Source organism: Duganella sp. HH101 (assembly GCF_001758795.1).
GTDB lineage: Bacteria > Pseudomonadota > Gammaproteobacteria > Burkholderiales > Burkholderiaceae_D > Rugamonas > Rugamonas rivuli.
In genome coordinates this window covers 37,849-53,011 of the sequence record NZ_LRON01000012.1, presented here as the reverse complement: position 1 = coordinate 53,011, position 15,163 = coordinate 37,849, and the positions used below count along the sequence as shown (strand labels likewise).

At 65.8% G+C, this 15,163-nt stretch carries 13 protein-coding genes and 1 riboswitch; of the genes, 11 read left to right on the top strand and 2 right to left on the bottom strand.

The features are described from left to right. Window positions 1–184 precede the first annotated feature (184 nt). Window positions 185–2,992 (bottom strand): valine--tRNA ligase, encoded by a 2,808-nt coding sequence (locus tag DUGA2_RS19230; protein ID WP_070271114.1) that lies wholly within the window; start codon window positions 2,990–2,992, stop codon window positions 185–187. A 200-nt stretch (window positions 2,993–3,192) separates the two neighbouring features. Here DUGA2_RS19230 and DUGA2_RS19225 point away from each other — a divergent pair, with 200 nt between their 5' ends. Together DUGA2_RS19225 and DUGA2_RS19220 are read left to right on the top strand one after the other, a co-directional pair. Then, window positions 3,193–4,752: a M20/M25/M40 family metallo-hydrolase gene (locus tag DUGA2_RS19225; protein WP_070271113.1), complete on the top strand. Its 1,560-nt coding sequence runs from the start codon at window positions 3,193–3,195 to the stop codon at window positions 4,750–4,752. A gap of 118 nt (window positions 4,753–4,870) precedes the next feature. Beyond that, window positions 4,871–5,686, top strand: coding sequence for a crotonase/enoyl-CoA hydratase family protein (locus DUGA2_RS19220; protein ID WP_070271112.1), 816 nt, complete (start codon window positions 4,871–4,873; stop codon window positions 5,684–5,686). On the opposite strand, the gene DUGA2_RS19215 is transcribed toward DUGA2_RS19220, so the two are convergent. Then, window positions 5,683–7,401 (bottom strand): sensor domain-containing diguanylate cyclase, encoded by a 1,719-nt coding sequence (locus DUGA2_RS19215; RefSeq protein ID WP_070271111.1) that lies wholly within the window; start codon window positions 7,399–7,401, stop codon window positions 5,683–5,685. The two genes, DUGA2_RS19220 and DUGA2_RS19215, sit on opposite strands and share 4 nt — an antisense overlap. A gap of 99 nt (window positions 7,402–7,500) precedes the next feature. Beyond that, window positions 7,501–7,610: riboswitch (TPP riboswitch) on the top strand. A gap of 75 nt (window positions 7,611–7,685) precedes the next feature. Between DUGA2_RS19215 and thiC the strand changes: the two genes are divergently transcribed. The 9 genes from thiC to DUGA2_RS19170 all read left to right on the top strand — a co-directional run bounded on the left by thiC (window position 7,686) and on the right by DUGA2_RS19170 (window position 15,069). Further along, entirely contained in the window at window positions 7,686–9,602 is a 1,917-nt protein-coding gene (thiC, locus tag DUGA2_RS19210) for a phosphomethylpyrimidine synthase ThiC (RefSeq protein ID WP_070271110.1), read from the top strand. A gap of 7 nt (window positions 9,603–9,609) precedes the next feature. Then, complete coding sequence (thiS, locus tag DUGA2_RS19205; protein WP_070271109.1) at window positions 9,610–9,813, top strand: sulfur carrier protein ThiS; 204 nt, start codon at window positions 9,610–9,612, stop codon at window positions 9,811–9,813. A gap of 18 nt (window positions 9,814–9,831) precedes the next feature. Further along, the gene (locus DUGA2_RS19200) at window positions 9,832–10,617 is read left to right on the top strand and encodes a thiazole synthase (RefSeq protein WP_070271108.1); all 786 of its coding nucleotides are present in this window, start codon (window positions 9,832–9,834) and stop codon (window positions 10,615–10,617) included. Further along, window positions 10,614–11,486, top strand: a complete 873-nt coding sequence (locus DUGA2_RS19195; protein WP_083296377.1) for a hydroxymethylpyrimidine/phosphomethylpyrimidine kinase — start codon at window positions 10,614–10,616, stop codon at window positions 11,484–11,486. The genes DUGA2_RS19200 and DUGA2_RS19195 overlap by 4 nt, the downstream gene beginning before the upstream one ends. A 9-nt stretch (window positions 11,487–11,495) precedes the next feature. Continuing rightward, the gene (thiE, locus tag DUGA2_RS19190) at window positions 11,496–12,149 is read left to right on the top strand and encodes a thiamine phosphate synthase (protein ID WP_070271107.1); all 654 of its coding nucleotides are present in this window, start codon (window positions 11,496–11,498) and stop codon (window positions 12,147–12,149) included. 61 nt (window positions 12,150–12,210) lie between these two features. Next, the gene (locus DUGA2_RS19185; RefSeq protein ID WP_070271106.1) at window positions 12,211–12,840 is read left to right on the top strand and encodes an ANTAR domain-containing response regulator; all 630 of its coding nucleotides are present in this window, start codon (window positions 12,211–12,213) and stop codon (window positions 12,838–12,840) included. Window positions 12,841–13,094: 254 nt separating this feature from the next. Further along, window positions 13,095–13,550: a response regulator gene (locus tag DUGA2_RS19180; protein WP_070271105.1), complete on the top strand. Its 456-nt coding sequence runs from the start codon at window positions 13,095–13,097 to the stop codon at window positions 13,548–13,550. A 101-nt stretch (window positions 13,551–13,651) separates the two neighbouring features. Beyond that, the gene (locus DUGA2_RS19175; protein WP_070271103.1) at window positions 13,652–14,758 is read left to right on the top strand and encodes an S-(hydroxymethyl)glutathione dehydrogenase/class III alcohol dehydrogenase; all 1,107 of its coding nucleotides are present in this window, start codon (window positions 13,652–13,654) and stop codon (window positions 14,756–14,758) included. A gap of 128 nt (window positions 14,759–14,886) precedes the next feature. Further along, the gene (locus DUGA2_RS19170) at window positions 14,887–15,069 is read left to right on the top strand and encodes a hypothetical protein (protein ID WP_070271101.1); all 183 of its coding nucleotides are present in this window, start codon (window positions 14,887–14,889) and stop codon (window positions 15,067–15,069) included. Window positions 15,070–15,163: the final 94 nt, after the last annotated feature.

The window sequence follows — 15,163 nt, the reverse complement described above, 5'->3', positions numbered from 1 at the left end:
CTGAAAAACGCTAAAATGGGGTCAAGTCTGACATTCGGACACGAGCTCTGCTGTAAGCGGGCGTTACAGCAGAGCTCGTGTCCGAATGTCAGACTTGACCCCAGTTGTTCGCGGGTATCGACCGTTGATAAAAAAAGCCGCGCGGCTTGCACCGTGCGGCTTTTTTGCGTGGCACCTGACCTTATCAGGCAGCCGGCAGCTTGGCGAATTGCTCGCGCATCTTGTCCAGCGTGGCCGAGAAGTTGGCGACGCGTTCCTTCTCCTGCGCCACCACCTCGGCCGGCGCGCGGGCGACGAAGCTTTCGTTCGACAGCTTGCCGTTGGCCTTGTTGATCTCGCCTTCAACGCGGGCGATCTCCTTGGCCAGACGCTCGCGCTCGGCCTTCACATCGATCTCCACCTTCAGCATCAGCTTGGTCGTGCCCACGATGGACACGGCGGCCGGCGATTCCGGCAGCGCGTCGACGATCTGCACTTCGGCCAGCTTGCCCAGCGACTGGATGTACGGTGCGAACACTTCCATCGCCGCCTTGTCGGCCGCATTGGTCGGCTCGACGATCAGCGGCACGCGCAGCGACGGTGCCAGCTGCATTTCGCCGCGCAGGTTGCGGGTCGCGTCGGTCAGCGCCTTCAACTGCTGCATCCACGCCTCGGCCGCTTCATCGATGGCGGCGGTGTTGGCGATCGGGTAAGGCTGCATCATGATCGAGTCGCCGGTCTTGCCGGCCAGCGGCGCAACGGCTTGCCACAATGCTTCGGTGACGAACGGGATCACCGGATGCGCCAGACGCAGCACCACTTCCAGCACGCGCAGCAGCGTGTGGCGGGTGGCGCGCTGCTGGCCTTCGGTGCCGCTCTGCACCTGGACCTTGGCCACTTCCAGATACCAGTCGCAGTACTCGTCCCAGACGAACTTGTAGATGGTCGAGGCGATGTTGTCGAAGCGGTAGTCTTCGAAGCCCTTGGCCACGTCCAGCTCGGCTTTTTGCAGCAGCGAGATGATCCACTTGTCGGCGTTGGAAGAGTGCAATGCGAGGTCGTCCACGCTGGCCGAGCAATCCTTGCCTTCGGTATTCATCAGCACGAAGCGGGTGGCGTTCCACAGCTTGTTGCAGAAGTTGCGATAGCCTTCGGCGCGGCCCAGGTCGAAGTTGATGTTGCGGCCCAGCGAGGCGTACGACGCCATCGTGAAGCGCACCGCGTCGGTGCCGTACGCGGCGATACCTTCCGGGAACTCCTTGCGGGTGGCCTTGGCGATCTTCTCGGCCGCTTTCGGGTTCATCAGGCCGGTGGTGCGTTTTTCCACCAGCGCATCGATGCCGATGCCGTCGATCAGGTCGATCGGGTCCAGCGTGTTGCCCTTGGACTTGGACATCTTCTGGCCGGTCGAGTCGCGCACCAGGCCGTGCACGTACACGGTCTCGAACGGTACCTTGCCGGTGAAGTGCGCGGTCATCATGACCATGCGCGCCACCCAGAAGAAGATGATGTCGAAGCCCGTGACCAGCACCGACGACGGCAGGAAGGCCTTGATATCAGGCGTTTCCTCCGGCCAGCCCAGCGTGGAGAACGGCACCAGCGCGGACGAGAACCACGTGTCGAGCACGTCGTTGTCGCGGCGCAGCGGGCCGGTCACGCCCTTGGCGGCCGCTTGCGCGATCGCTTCGGCCTCGGTCTTGGCGACAAAGATGTTGCCGGCGTCGTCATACCATGCCGGGATCTGGTGGCCCCACCACAGCTGGCGCGAGATGCACCAGTCCTGGATGTTGTTGAGCCACTGGTTGTAGGTGGTGCTCCAGTTTTCCGGCACGAACTTGATCTCGCCGTTGGCGACCTTGTCCAGCGCGGTTTCGGCGATCGATTTGCCCGGGAAGAAAGTGCCTTCCGGCGCCGGCTTGCTCATGGCGACGAACCACTGGTCGGTCAGCATCGGTTCGATGATGACGCCGGTGCGGTCGCCGCGCGGCACCATCAGCTTGTGCGGCTTGACTTGTTCCAGCAAGCCCAGCGCGTCCAGGTCGGCGACGATCTGCTTGCGCGCCACGAAGCGGTCCATGCCGCGGTAGGCGAGCGGCGCTTCATCGTTGATCTTCGCTTCCAGCGTCATGATGGTCAGCAGCGGCAGCTTGTGGCGCTGGCCGACGGCGTAGTCGTTCAGGTCGTGCGCAGGCGTGATCTTGACGCAGCCGGTGCCGAATTCCTTGTCGACGTATTCGTCGGCGATGATCGGGATTTCGCGGTCGGTCAGCGGCAGCTTCAGCATCTTGCCGACCAGCGGCAGGTAGCGCTCGTCGGTCGGGTCCACCGCCACGGCGACGTCGCCCAGCATGGTTTCAGGACGGGTGGTGGCGACGGTCAGCGTGCCGCTGCCATCGGCCAGCGGGTACTTGATGTACCACATCGAGCCGTCTTCCTCTTCCGACACCACTTCCAGGTCGGAGACGGCGGTGCCCAGCACCGGATCCCAGTTGACCAGGCGCTTGCCGCGGTAGATCAGGCCTTGCTCGTGCAGGCGCACGAAGACGTCGGTGACGACTTTCGAGCGCGGCTCGTCCATCGTGAAGTATTCGCGCTGCCAGTCCGGCGACGCGCCCAGGCGGCGCATCTGGCCGGTGATGGTGGAGCCGGATTTCTCTTTCCACTCCCAGACTTTCTTGACGAACTCTTCGCGGCCGAGGTCGTGGCGCGAGATTTTCTGCGCGTCCAGCTGGCGCTCCACCACGATCTGGGTGGCGATGCCGGCGTGGTCGGTGCCCGGGATCCAGGCGGTGTTATGGCCCAGCATGCGATGGTAGCGGGTCAGGCCGTCCATGATGGTCTGGTTGAAGGCATGGCCCATGTGCAGGGTGCCGGTCACGTTCGGCGGCGGCAGCTGGATGCTGAAAGAAGGTTTGCCGGCGTCGAGGGTGGCGGTGTAGTAACCGCGCTGTTCCCACTCGGTACGCCAGAATTGTTCAATGTCGGCAGGCTCGAAAGACTTGGCTAATTCCATGATTTGGCAGATTAAATTTGGGAAAACAGCCATTATAGATGACGCGGCAAGCCATGCGCAGATTCGAGGCTGCTTGGCGGATTGTTAAACTCTGGACATTTGCGGCCAGGATGTCGAATTCTGGAATTTTTTTGACTCGTCTCCGTCAAAGGCATACCGTTGTCGGCCCTGATGATGGTTTGAATGACAAGGAGACGGAAATGACAACACGCATCATTGCTGTGCTGATCGCTGGCTTATTCGCCGGTGCTTCGGCTTCCGCGCTGGCCCAGTCCAACAAGATCTGGATCAGCGTCGGCGACGCCGCCTATGCCCAGTTGCAAAAGGTGGCGCCGCAGCTGCAGGCGCGCGAGAGCCGCGCCACGTTCGCCGCTTCGGCGGGGCAGGAAAAGCTGCATCTGGTCGAGGTCGACGAGCAGCAGATGCTGTCGCTGTCGGCCGCCGTGCACAAGAAGCTGCGCCGCTGCGGCGGTTTCATGTTCCATGCCAGCGAGGCGGCCGGCCTGGCCGCGCTGTCGCCGGCCAAGGACCAGGCCCAGGCCCAGACTGCGCAACTGGCCGCGATACGGCCGTCGTATGTGATCGACCAGCAAAGCGTGGTCAATCCCATGCTGAGCCAGATGCAGGCCAGTAACATCGGCCAGACCATCGTCGACATGTCCGCCTACGCCAACCGCTACTACACCACCAACAACGGCGTCAACGCGTCCAATTGGCTCAAGCAGCGCTGGACCACGATCGCGGCCGGCCGCAGCGACATCGCCGTGACCCAGTACACGCACGCGTCGTGGCCGCAGAAATCGGTGATCCTGACCATCACCGGCACCGATAATCCGAACGAAGTGGTGGTGCTGGGCGGCCACCTGGACTCGATCAACCAGTCCGGCACCGGCGAGACCACCAAGGCGCCCGGCGCCGACGACGACGCCTCCGGCATCGCCAGCATGACCGAGGTGCTGCGGGTGATGGTGGCCAGCGGCTACAAGCCGCGCCGCACCATCAAGATGATCGGCTACGCCGCCGAGGAAGTGGGCCTGCGCGGCTCGCAGGACATCGCCCAGAACCACAAGGCCAACAACGTCAACGTGGTCGGCGTGATGCAGCTCGACATGACCAACTACAAGGGCTCGGTCAACGACATCTACCTGTACACCGACTACACCGACAGCGCGCAGAACACCTTCGTCGGCAACCTGATCACGACCTACCTGCCGACGCTGAAGATAGGCTACGACAAGTGCGGCTATGCCTGCTCCGACCATGCGTCGTGGACCTCGGCCGGCTACTGGTCGTCGATGCCGTTCGAGGCGGCGATGGGCGAGGACGATCCCTACATCCACACCGCCAACGACACCTACGCCAACACCGGCAACCAGGCCGACCACGCGCTGAAGTTCGCGCGCATGGCGCTGGCCTACGCGGTCGAGCTGGGCAGCGACGGCGGCGGCGTGACGCCGCCGGGCGACCGCACCGAGACCTTCACCGGCACGCTGGCCAAGGGCCAGACCCGCGCCTACGGCCCGTACAAGGTGGCGGCCAACGGCAGCTTCAAGGCCGCGCTCAGCGGCAGCGGCGACACCGACCTGTACGTGCGCAAGGCCGGCACGCCGACCACCACCACCTACGACTGCAAGTCCGACGGCCCGACCAGCACCGAGAATTGCAGCGTGTCGTACACCGCCGCCGGCAATGCCTATGTGCTGTTGAACGGCTACACCGCGGCCAGCTACACGCTGACCGTGACGTATCCGCCGCAGTAAGGGCGCTGTCACCGCCGTCATTCCCGCTTGCGCGGGAACGACGGGGGCAGGCGGCGGCCGGCTTGTTGCGGCCGCCCCAACTGGGGTATTCTTGGGCGAACCATCACAGGAGACCCCGATGCCCAGCTTTGAAACCGTCACCCTCAGCGTTGCAGACCATATCGCCACCGTGCGCCTGAACCGCCCGGAAAAACTGAACGCGATGAACCTGGCGATGTGGAACGATATCCGCAGCGTGTTCCAGCACATCGACGCCACGCCGGAGATCCGCGTGGCGGTGCTGGAAGGGGAGGGCAAGGCCTTCACCTCCGGCATCGACCTGCAGATGATGATGGGCATGGGCGCGCAGATCCGCGACGATTGCGACGGCCGCACGCGCGAGAACCTGCGCCGCGTGATCCTCGACCTGCAGGACACGCTGACCAGCCTGGAGCGCTGCCGCAAGCCGGTGCTGGCGGCCGTGCACGGCGCCTGCGTCGGCGGCGGCATCGACCTGATCTGCTGCGCCGACATGCGCTACTGCTCGGCCGACGCCTGGTTCAGCATCAAGGAAATCGACATCGGCATGACGGCCGACGTGGGCACCTTGCAGCGCCTGCCCAAGCTGATCGGCGACGGAATGGCGCGCGAGCTGGCCTACACGGCGCGCAAGGTGGACGCCGCCGAGGCGAAGGAGATCCGCCTGGTCAACCGCGTGTTCGACACGCCGGAAGCGCTGCGCGAGGGCGTGCGCGCGATCGCCGCCGACATCGCCGCCAAGGCGCCGCTGGCGATACGCGGCGTGAAGGAAATGATCACCTACGCCCGCGACCACTCGGTGGCCGACGGCCTCAACTACAACGCCACGTGGAACGCCGCCATGCTGATGTCGGCCGACCTGCAGGAAGCGATGATGTCCGGCATGGGCAAGCGGCCGCCGGTGTTCAAGGATTAAACCGGCGCGGCCGCCGCCACGACGACATTGTTCTTGCCCCCGCGCTTGGCCTCGTACATGGCGCGGTCGGCGCGGGCCAGCAGCGCGTCCAGGTCTTCGGCGTCGCCCGGCTGGTGGATGGCGATGCCGATGCTGGCGCTCAGGTTGACGGTGGCGGTCTTCAGCACGAAGGGCTCGCGCAGTAGCGGCATCATCTTGCGGCCCATCTCTTCCGCCGCCGCCGCGTCGCTGAGGTTTTCCAGTATCGCCACGAACTCGTCGCCGGCCAGCCGCGCCACGGTGTCGGTGCGCCGCACGGCGCCGACGATGCGCTGGCCAAACTGGCGCAGCAGCTCGTCGCCTTCCTCATGCCCGTGGGTGTCGTTGACGTTCTTGAAGCCATCGAGGTCGAGGAACAGCACCGCGCACGGCTGGCGCATGCGCGTCACGCGCGCCATCGCCGCGGGCAGCGCCTGCATCAGCGCGCGCCGGTTCGGCAGCCCGGTCAGCACGTCGCGCATGACCAGCTGCTCCAGCTCGGCGGTGCGCCGGGCCACCGTGCTTTCCAGTTGTTCGTTCATGGTTTGCAGCAGGTCCACGTGGCGCGCTTCGCTGTACACCATTTCCCGCATCGCCCGCGACAGCACCTGCGCTTCGCGGAAGCCGTCGATCGCCGGCACTTCCGGCAGCGGCTGGCCCTCTTCGACGGCCTTGGCGCGCTGTTCGATGGTGCGGCTCAGCCTGTCCATCGGCTGCGTCAGCCGGCGCGCCAGGAAGGCGGCGACCAGCGCCATCGCCGCGCCGGCGGCCACGCTCAGCCACAATATCAGCTGCTCCAGCTGGCGCGAGGCGGCCATCGCCACCTGCTCCGGCTGGCGCACCAGCACCGACCATTGCAAGGTGGCGGTGTCGCCGCTCTGCCCGGTCTGGCTGTAGCCGGTCAGGTAGACCTTGCCGTCCGGCCAGGTCTCGCGGATGGCGCCGGTCTGGCCGGCCTGCGCCAGTTGCAGGCTGGTGGTGTTGAGTTTCTTTTCCTCCATGCCCGCCGGCCCCAGCAGCACGGTGGCGTCGTTGCGCACCACCAGGATTTCAGCGCCGTATTCGCGCAGCGCCGGCGTAAGCAGATTGCGCGCCAGGCGGCGCGCCCAGTTCCAGCTCATGTGCACGCCCAGCACGCCCCACGGCTGGCCGTCGGCGCGCCGCACCGGCGCCGCCACGTCGATGAAGCGCCACGGGTCGGCCGCCTGCGGCAGCAGTTTGCCGAGCAGCAGTGCGGGATGATAGTCGATGGTGCGCAAGCCGCTCTGGCCGGCCTTGAACCACGGGCGCGCGCTGACGTCGGCGTTTTCCAGCAAGCCGTGGGCGGCGGCGTACACCTTGCCGTCCTGGCCGGCGATGCCGATCCAGGCGTAGTCGGGGAAGCTGTCCTGCAGGCTGTCGAGCACGGCGCGCGCGGCGGCCGGGTCGCGCGCTTCGCGCACCTGGGCCAGCGCCGTCACCAGCTGGACGTCGCCGGCCGCCTTGCTGACCACGCGGTTGAGCGAGTCGCGCATCTGCCAGGACAGCTGCTGTAGCCGCAGCTCGGCTTCCTTGCCGGCGTAGTTGGTGGCGAAGTGGTCGACCAGCGCCAGTTGCAGCGCCGTGCTCAGCGCCACCGTGGCGCAGACGCCCAGCGTGACCAGCGTTGCCAGCCTCAGTCGATTGCGCGGCTGGCCCGTCTCTGTTTTATTTTTCATACACCTAGGCTAGCGGCGAGTCATCCAAATAGCAAGCTAGTCAGTATTTTTTGCGCAACGTTGAAAGGCGGGGGTATAATCGTCCCGCTGCCGCGAGGCGGCACACGCTAGGGGTCCTGCCCATCGCATTATTGCGATGGCGCGGGTGAGAAATACCCTCCGAACCTGATCTGGATAATGCCAGCGAAGGGAAGCTTAGGACATCGCCGCCACGCATCGCTCCATCTGTGGCCCGGCGCCGTCCAACCTCCTTTGCTGGCTCCTGTAGCTAACGAAGGAGCCAAATGAACGCCAATCCTAAATTCCTCTCCGCCACCGCCACGGTGGACGAGGCAGCCATCAAGCCCCTGCCGAATTCCCGCAAAGTCTACGTCGAAGGCAGCCGTCCCGATATCCGCGTGCCGATGCGCGAAATCACCCAGGCCGACACGCCGGCCTCGTTCGGTTTCGAAGCCAATCCGCCGATCTACGTCTACGACACCTCCGGCCCTTACACCGACCCGGACGCCACCATCGATATCCGCTCCGGCCTGGCCGCCACGCCGCGCCTGCCGTGGATACTGGAGCGCGACGATACCGAGGAGCTGGACGGCCCGACCTCCGAATACGGCCAGGCCCGCCTGGCCGATCCGGCGCTGGCCGAGCTGCGCTTCAACCTGCACCGCAAGCCGCGCCGCGCCCGTGAAGGCAGGAACGTCACGCAGATGCACTACGCGCGCCAGGGCATCATCACGCCGGAGATGGAGTTCGTCGCCATCCGCGAAAACCTGCGCCGCCAGGAATACCTGGAAAACCTGAAGAACTCCGGCCCGATGGGCCAGCGCCTGGCCGACCTGATGGGCCGCCAGCATCCGGGCCAGTCGTTCGGCGCCAGCATCCCGGCCACCATCACGCCGGAATTCGTGCGCGACGAAATCGCCCGCGGCCGCGCCATCATTCCGGCCAACATCAACCACCCGGAAATCGAACCGATGATCATCGGCCGCAATTTCCTCGTCAAGATCAACGCCAACATCGGCAACTCCGCCGTCACCTCGTCGATCGGCGAGGAAGTCGAGAAGATGACCTGGGCCATCCGCTGGGGCGGCGACAACGTCATGGACCTGTCGACCGGCAAGCACATCCACGAAACGCGCGAGTGGATCATCCGCAACAGCCCGGTCCCCATCGGCACCGTGCCGATCTACCAGGCGCTGGAAAAGGTCAACGGCAAGGCCGAAGACCTGACCTGGGAAATCTTCCGCGACACGCTGATCGAGCAGGCCGAGCAGGGCGTCGACTACTTCACCATCCACGCCGGCGTGCTGCTGCGCTATGTGCCGATGACGGCCAAGCGCCTGACCGGCATCGTGTCGCGCGGCGGCTCCATCATGGCCAAGTGGTGCCTGGCGCACCACAAGGAATCCTTCCTGTACACGCATTTCGAAGAGATCTGCCAGATCATGAAGGCTTACGACGTCTCGTTCTCGCTGGGGGATGGATTGCGGCCTGGGTCCATTTACGACGCCAACGACGAGGCACAGCTGGGCGAGCTGAAGACCCTGGGCGAACTGACCCAGATCGCCTGGAAGCACGACGTGCAGGTGATGATCGAAGGCCCGGGCCACGTGCCGATGCAGCTGATCAAGGAGAACATGGACCTGCAACTGGAACAGTGCCACGAGGCGCCGTTCTACACGCTGGGCCCGTTGACCACCGACATCGCGCCAGGCTACGACCACATCACCTCCGGCATCGGCGCCGCGCAGATCGGCTGGTACGGCACCGCCATGCTGTGCTACGTCACGCCGAAGGAGCACCTGGGCCTGCCCGACAAGAACGACGTCAAGGACGGCATCATCACCTACAAGATCGCCGCACACGCGGCCGACCTGGCCAAGGGCCATCCGGGCGCGCAGATCCGCGACAACGCGCTGTCCAAGGCGCGCTTCGAGTTCCGCTGGGACGACCAGTTCAACATCGGCCTCGACCCGGACAAGGCGCGCGAGTTCCACGACGAGACGCTGCCCAAGGATTCGGCCAAGGTGGCGCATTTCTGCTCGATGTGCGGCCCGCATTTCTGCTCGATGAAGATCACGCAGGAAGTGCGCGAGTTCGCCGCCGCCAACGGCATGAGCGACGGCGCGGCGCTGGAACAGGGCATGCAGGTCAAGGCGGTGGAGTTCATCAAGAACGGCGCCGAACTGTATCGCAAGCTGTGAGGCCGGCATGATCGACATCGAATTGAACGGCGCCCCGCACCAGGTGCCGCCGCGCCAGACGCTGAATGAACTGATCGACGCTTTGTCGTTGACCGGGCAGGCGCTGGCGCTGGCGGTCAACCGCGCGGTGGTGCCGCGCCAGCAGTGGCCGCAGCGCGAGCTGCAGCCGCAGGACAAGGTCGACATCGTGCGCGCCATCGGCGGCGGTTAAACACATCAAGGAATCATCATGGAAAATCAAGACTTGCTCACCATCGCAGGCAAGAGCTACAAATCGCGGCTGCTGGTCGGCAGCGGCAAGTACAAGGACTTGCAGCAGACCCGCGAGGCGACCGACGCCGCCGAAGCGGAAATCATCACCGTGGCCATCCGCCGCGTCAACATCGGCCAGGATCCGAAGGCGCCCAGCCTGCTGGACGTGCTGCCGCCGTCGCAGTACACCATCCTGCCCAACACGGCCGGCTGCTACACCGCCAAGGACGCGGTCTACACGCTGCAAATGGCGCGCGAACTGCTGAACGGCCACAAGCTGGTCAAGCTCGAAGTGCTGGGCGACGAGAAGACGCTGTTCCCGCACATGCCGGAAACCCTGGTCGCCGCCGAGGCGCTGGTCAAGGACGGCTTCGACGTCATGGTGTATTGCAGCGACGATCCGATCCAGGCCAGGATCCTCGAAGACATCGGCTGCGTGGCGGTGATGCCGCTGGCTTCGCTGATCGGCTCCGGCATGGGCATCCTCAATCCGTGGAACCTGTCGCTGATCATCGAGCAGGCCAAGGTGCCGGTGCTGGTCGACGCCGGCGTCGGCACGGCGTCGGACGCCGCCATCGCCATGGAGCTGGGCTGCGACGGCGTGCTGATGAACACCGCCATCGCCGGCGCGCAGGATCCGGTGCGCATGGCGCGCGCCATGAAGCTGGGCGTGCAGGCCGGCCGCGAGGCTTACCTGGCCGGCCGCATCGCCCGCAAGTTCGCCGCCTCGCCATCGTCGCCGATGGCGGGCCGTCTCGCATGAGCGTGCCCTTGTCCGCCGAGCTGGCCGCCCAGCTGATGGCGCAACTGGTGGCGCGGCCCTGCGTGCTGGTGTTCGCCGGGCTCGATCCGTCGGGCGGCGCCGGCATCGCGGCCGACCTGCAATCGGTGGCCGGGCAGGGCGCGCACGCGCTCACCGTGGCCACCGCGCTGACGGTGCAGGACAACGACCGCGTCTACGGCGTGCAGCCGGTCGACGGCGCCATGGTGCTGCGCCAGGCCCAGGCGCTGGTCGACAAGGTGACGGTGCGGGCGGTGAAGATCGGCATCCCCGGCAGCGCCGCCAACGCGCAGGCGATCGCCGAAATCATCGCCCGCCTGCGCAGCCGCCAGCCGGAGCTGCCGGTGGTGCTGGACCCGGTGCTGGCCAGCGGCCACGGCGACCTGCTGTCGCGCGACGACGCGGTGCAGGCGCTGGCGCCGCTGCTGCCGCTGGTGACGGTGCTCACGCCCAACGGCCCGGAGGCGCTGGCGCTGACCGGCGCCGCCGAGCCGTCCGCGCAGGCGCAGGCCTTGCGCGCGCGCGGCTGCCGCCATGTGCTGATCACCGGCGGCCATGGCGAGGGCGACGAAGTGGTCAACCGCTGGTTCGGCCCCGGCGCGGCGCCGATGCAACGGCTGTCCGATCCCGGCCCGCAGGAAGATGCGCGCAACTGGCACTGGCCGCGCCTGAGCGGCGCCTTCCACGGCAGCGGCTGCACGCTGGCCTCGGCCATCGCCGGCCAGCTGGCGCTGGGCATGCCGATGGAGCGGGCGCTGGAACTGGCGCAGCAGTATTGCTACCGTTCCTTGCGCGGCGCCTACACCGTGGCGCCCGGCCAGCGCATCCCGCAGCGCTTACCCCACATCTGAGAGAACATCATGCAAGGACTTTATTTGGTAACGCCCGACTGGGACGACACCGGCCGCCTGCTGGACCTGAGCGAGCAGGCGCTGGCCGCCGGCCGGGGCGCGCGCCCCGGCATCGCGCTGCTGCAATACCGCCACAAGGAAGCCGGCCCGGCGCTGCGGCTGGAGCAGGCCGGCGCGCTGCTGGCGTTGTGCCGGCGCTACGGCGTGCCCTTCATCGTCAACGACCATGTCGAACTGTGCCAGCAGATCGGCGCCGACGGCGTCCATGTCGGCGGCACCGATGCCGAGGTGGCGCAGGTGCGCGCCCGGCTGGGCCCGGACAAGATCATCGGCGCCTCCTGCTACGGCGACCTGCCGCGCGCGCTGGATGCGCAGGCGGCCGGCGCCAGCTACGTGGCCTTCGGCGGTTTCTACCCGTCGCGCGTAAAAAAATACGCGGTGACTACCAAGATGGAGATCCTCGACCAGGCGCGCGCGGCCATCCGCGTGCCGACCGTGGTGATCGGCGGCATGACGCCGGAAAACGCCGCACCGCTGGCGGCGCGCGGCGCTTCCATGGTGGCGGCCATCAGCAGCGTCTACCAGGCCGACGATGTGGCGGCTGCGGTGGCGGCTTTTACCCGCCTGTATGCGGCGGAAAAGGCGGGTGTACAAATCGCTTGAGGCGGGCGCGGTTTTCCGCTTTATAATTGGTGCGTTAGCTTAAGCCCAAGGTTGCCGCCATATGAATGTCCCTACCAGCCCGAAGCGTCTGATACTCATCGTCGACGACGATCAACTGCTGCTCGATTTCCTCGGCGAGGTGCTGGGCAGCTCCGGCTACGATATCCTCAAGGCGTCGTCGGCCGAACAGGCGTTGCAGCTGATCGCCCAGCGTGAGCCGGACCTGGCCCTGCTCGACATCCACATGCCGGGCATGAACGGCCTGGAACTGGCCAAGCAGCTGCATGCCACCAGTTCGGTGCCGTTCATGTTCCTGTCCGGCCGCGGCGATGCCGACGCCGGCAAGCAGGCCGCCTCCTACGGCGCGGTCGGTTTCCTGGTCAAGCCGGTCGACGAGACCCACCTGATGCCGGCCTTTACCGCCGGCCTGGCGCGCGCCGACGAAATCCGCCAGCTGCGCCGCACCGAGCTGAACCTGAACGCCGCGCTGGCCGCCGGCCGCGAAACCAGCCTGGCCGTCGGCCTGCTGATGTGCAAGTTCCAGACCGACCGCAACACCGCCTTCGAGGTGCTGCGCGACCACGCCCGTTCCAACCGCCGCAAGGTCAACGAGGTGGCCGACCAGCTGCTGGCGGCTGAAGAAACATTGAACAGTTTGCACGTGGCCTTCAACCAGCGTCTGAAAAAGTAGACGCCGACGGCTTTTCGCCCAGCATTTTCTTGCTTTGTGGCATTCTTGATGTAGACTATGCTGGTGAGCGGCGGGTTTGACCCGCCCGCTTCGATGTGCGGCAGGGCCTCCAACCTGCGCTTGCCGCCTCTCCGGCCGCCTTTCCCCTGCGACCGTCATCATCCCTCGGCCCAACTCCGCCGACCCCGCGTTGCCCCGGCTATCCCTGTGCTGCCGGCACCGCATTTCCATTTGTTTTGTGTGCGGAGACACTTATGACGAACGATTTTTCCCAGGAAACCTACCGTCCCTTCAGCGACCAGGAAGGTGGCGGCGCCATCGGCTTTTCGATCTTCGCGGAAGCGCCGCGCGTGCTGCACGTGGACGGCGACGCCGACGCGGCGCTGGTGCTGTCCACGCTGCTCGTGCCGGAAACCCAGGTGACGCACGTGGCCACGCTGGCCGATGCCGAATCCCTGCTGCGGCTGCAGCGGTTCGCGCTGGTGGTGATCGACCCCGACCTGCCGGACGGCGACGGCGGCAGCCTGCTGGCGCTGGTGCGCCAGCGCCAGGGCGAGGCGCGCGTGCTGCTGTACTCGGCCCGCCATCCGGAGCAGCACCTGGCCGGCAGCGCCTTCCTGCCCAAGCCGTGGACCTCGCCGCGCCAGCTGTGGCGCACCGTGTCGGACCTGCTGTGCCTGGGCCAGGCGATGCCGATCGAACCCCAGTAGTCGAGCGCGCACCACAGATCGTCCCCGGCTTGTTATCATGGCGGACCACCGGAACGGCCCTCCGTTCCGGTCCCCCGAATAACACAGCCACAGGACGAACAATGAAAACCAAAGCAGCCATCGCATGGCAGGCGGGCAAACCGCTGACGATCGAGGAAGTGGAACTGGGCGGCCCGCGCGAGGGCGAGGTGCTGGTCGAGATCAAGGCCACCGGCATCTGCCACACCGATTACTACACGCTGTCCGGCGCCGACCCGGAAGGCATCTTCCCTGCCATTCTCGGCCATGAGGGCGCGGGCGTGGTGGTCGATGTCGGCCCCGGCGTCAAGTCGCTGAAAAAGGACGACCACGTCATTCCGCTGTACACGCCGGAATGCCGCCAGTGCAAATTCTGCCTGTCGCAAAAGACCAACCTGTGCCAGTCGATCCGCTCGACCCAGGGGCGCGGCCTGATGCCGGACGCCACCAGCCGCTTCTCCATCGACGGCAAGCCGATCTACCACTACATGGGCACGTCGACCTTCTCCAACTACATCGTGGTGCCGGAAATCGCGCTGGCCAAGATCCGCGAGGACGCGCCGTTCGACAAGGTGTGCTACATCGGTTGCGGCGTCACCACCGGCGTCGGCGCGGTGCTGTTCACGGCCAAGGTCGAGGCGGGCGCCAACGTGGTGGTGTTCGGCCTGGGCGGCATCGGCCTGAACGTGATCCAGGCGGCCAGGATGGTCGGCGCGGACAAGATCATCGGCGTCGACATCAACCCGGCCCGCCAGGACATGGCGCGCAAGTTCGGCATGACCCACTTCATCAATCCGACCGAGGTCGAGAACGTGGTCGACGCCATCATCGGGCTGACCGACGGCGGCGCCGACTACTCCTTCGAGTGCATCGGCAACACCACCACCATGCGCCAGTCGCTGGAGTGCTGCCACAAGGGTTGGGGCCAGTCCATCATCATCGGCGTGGCGGCGGCGGGGCAGGAGATTTCCACCCGTCCGTTCCAGCTGGTGACGGGGCGGGTGTGGAAGGGTTCGGCCTTCGGCGGCGCGCGCGGCCGCACCGACGTGCCGAAGATCGTCGACTGGTACATGGAAGGCAAGCTCAATATCGACGACCTGATCACCCATCGCCTGCCGCTGGAGCGCATCAACGAAGGCTTCGACCTGATGAAAAGCGGCGAATCGATACGCTCGGTGGTCATTTACTGACGCCCATCGCGGCGGAATGCAGCTGGCTCCGGCCAAGCTGCATTCTGTCGCAATCCGCAGGCGTTCAGCGATGTGTTTGGCTACAGTGGAGTCATGGAAGTAAGGCCCACCACTGAAGGAGCAACATCATGAACGTACTGAAAAACATGGAAATCATCTTCGTCGCCAGCGCCGTCATCCTGTGCGCCACCGGCTACGCCAGCGCCGAAGCGCGCGCCACCCCGGCCATCGACGCAGGCAAGATCAAGGTCGTCGTGGTCGACGGCGTCAAGATGCCGGTCGTCACCATCAGCGCCAAGCGCGCCCACTAATTCCCGGTGCGATGGATGTAGAAAAAAAGTTCTAGACAACGACATCTAGATAATTTATTCTACATCCATCAACTGGGGAGTGCGGCATGGAAGC

Bases quoted from the DNA above. Each gene is read 5' to 3' on its own strand.
- thiE (WP_070271107.1), top strand. From the start codon at position 11,496: ATGCAAGGACTTTATTTGGTAACGCCCGACTGGGACGACACCGGCCGC.
- thiS (WP_070271109.1), top strand. From the start codon at position 9,610: ATGATCGACATCGAATTGAACGGCGCCCCGCACCAGGTGCCGCCGCGC.
- DUGA2_RS19220 (WP_070271112.1), top strand. From the start codon at position 4,871: ATGCCCAGCTTTGAAACCGTCACCCTCAGCGTTGCAGACCATATCGCC.
- DUGA2_RS19175 (WP_070271103.1), top strand. From the start codon at position 13,652: ATGAAAACCAAAGCAGCCATCGCATGGCAGGCGGGCAAACCGCTGACG.
- DUGA2_RS19215 (WP_070271111.1), bottom strand. From the start codon at position 7,401: ATGAAAAATAAAACAGAGACGGGCCAGCCGCGCAATCGACTGAGGCTG.
- DUGA2_RS19225 (WP_070271113.1), top strand. From the start codon at position 3,193: ATGACAACACGCATCATTGCTGTGCTGATCGCTGGCTTATTCGCCGGT.
- DUGA2_RS19200 (WP_070271108.1), top strand. From the start codon at position 9,832: ATGGAAAATCAAGACTTGCTCACCATCGCAGGCAAGAGCTACAAATCG.
- thiC (WP_070271110.1), top strand. From the start codon at position 7,686: ATGAACGCCAATCCTAAATTCCTCTCCGCCACCGCCACGGTGGACGAG.
- DUGA2_RS19230 (WP_070271114.1), bottom strand. From the start codon at position 2,992: ATGGAATTAGCCAAGTCTTTCGAGCCTGCCGACATTGAACAATTCTGG.
- DUGA2_RS19185 (WP_070271106.1), top strand. From the start codon at position 12,211: ATGAATGTCCCTACCAGCCCGAAGCGTCTGATACTCATCGTCGACGAC.
- DUGA2_RS19170 (WP_070271101.1), top strand. From the start codon at position 14,887: ATGAACGTACTGAAAAACATGGAAATCATCTTCGTCGCCAGCGCCGTC.
- DUGA2_RS19195 (WP_083296377.1), top strand. From the start codon at position 10,614: ATGAGCGTGCCCTTGTCCGCCGAGCTGGCCGCCCAGCTGATGGCGCAA.
- DUGA2_RS19180 (WP_070271105.1), top strand. From the start codon at position 13,095: ATGACGAACGATTTTTCCCAGGAAACCTACCGTCCCTTCAGCGACCAG.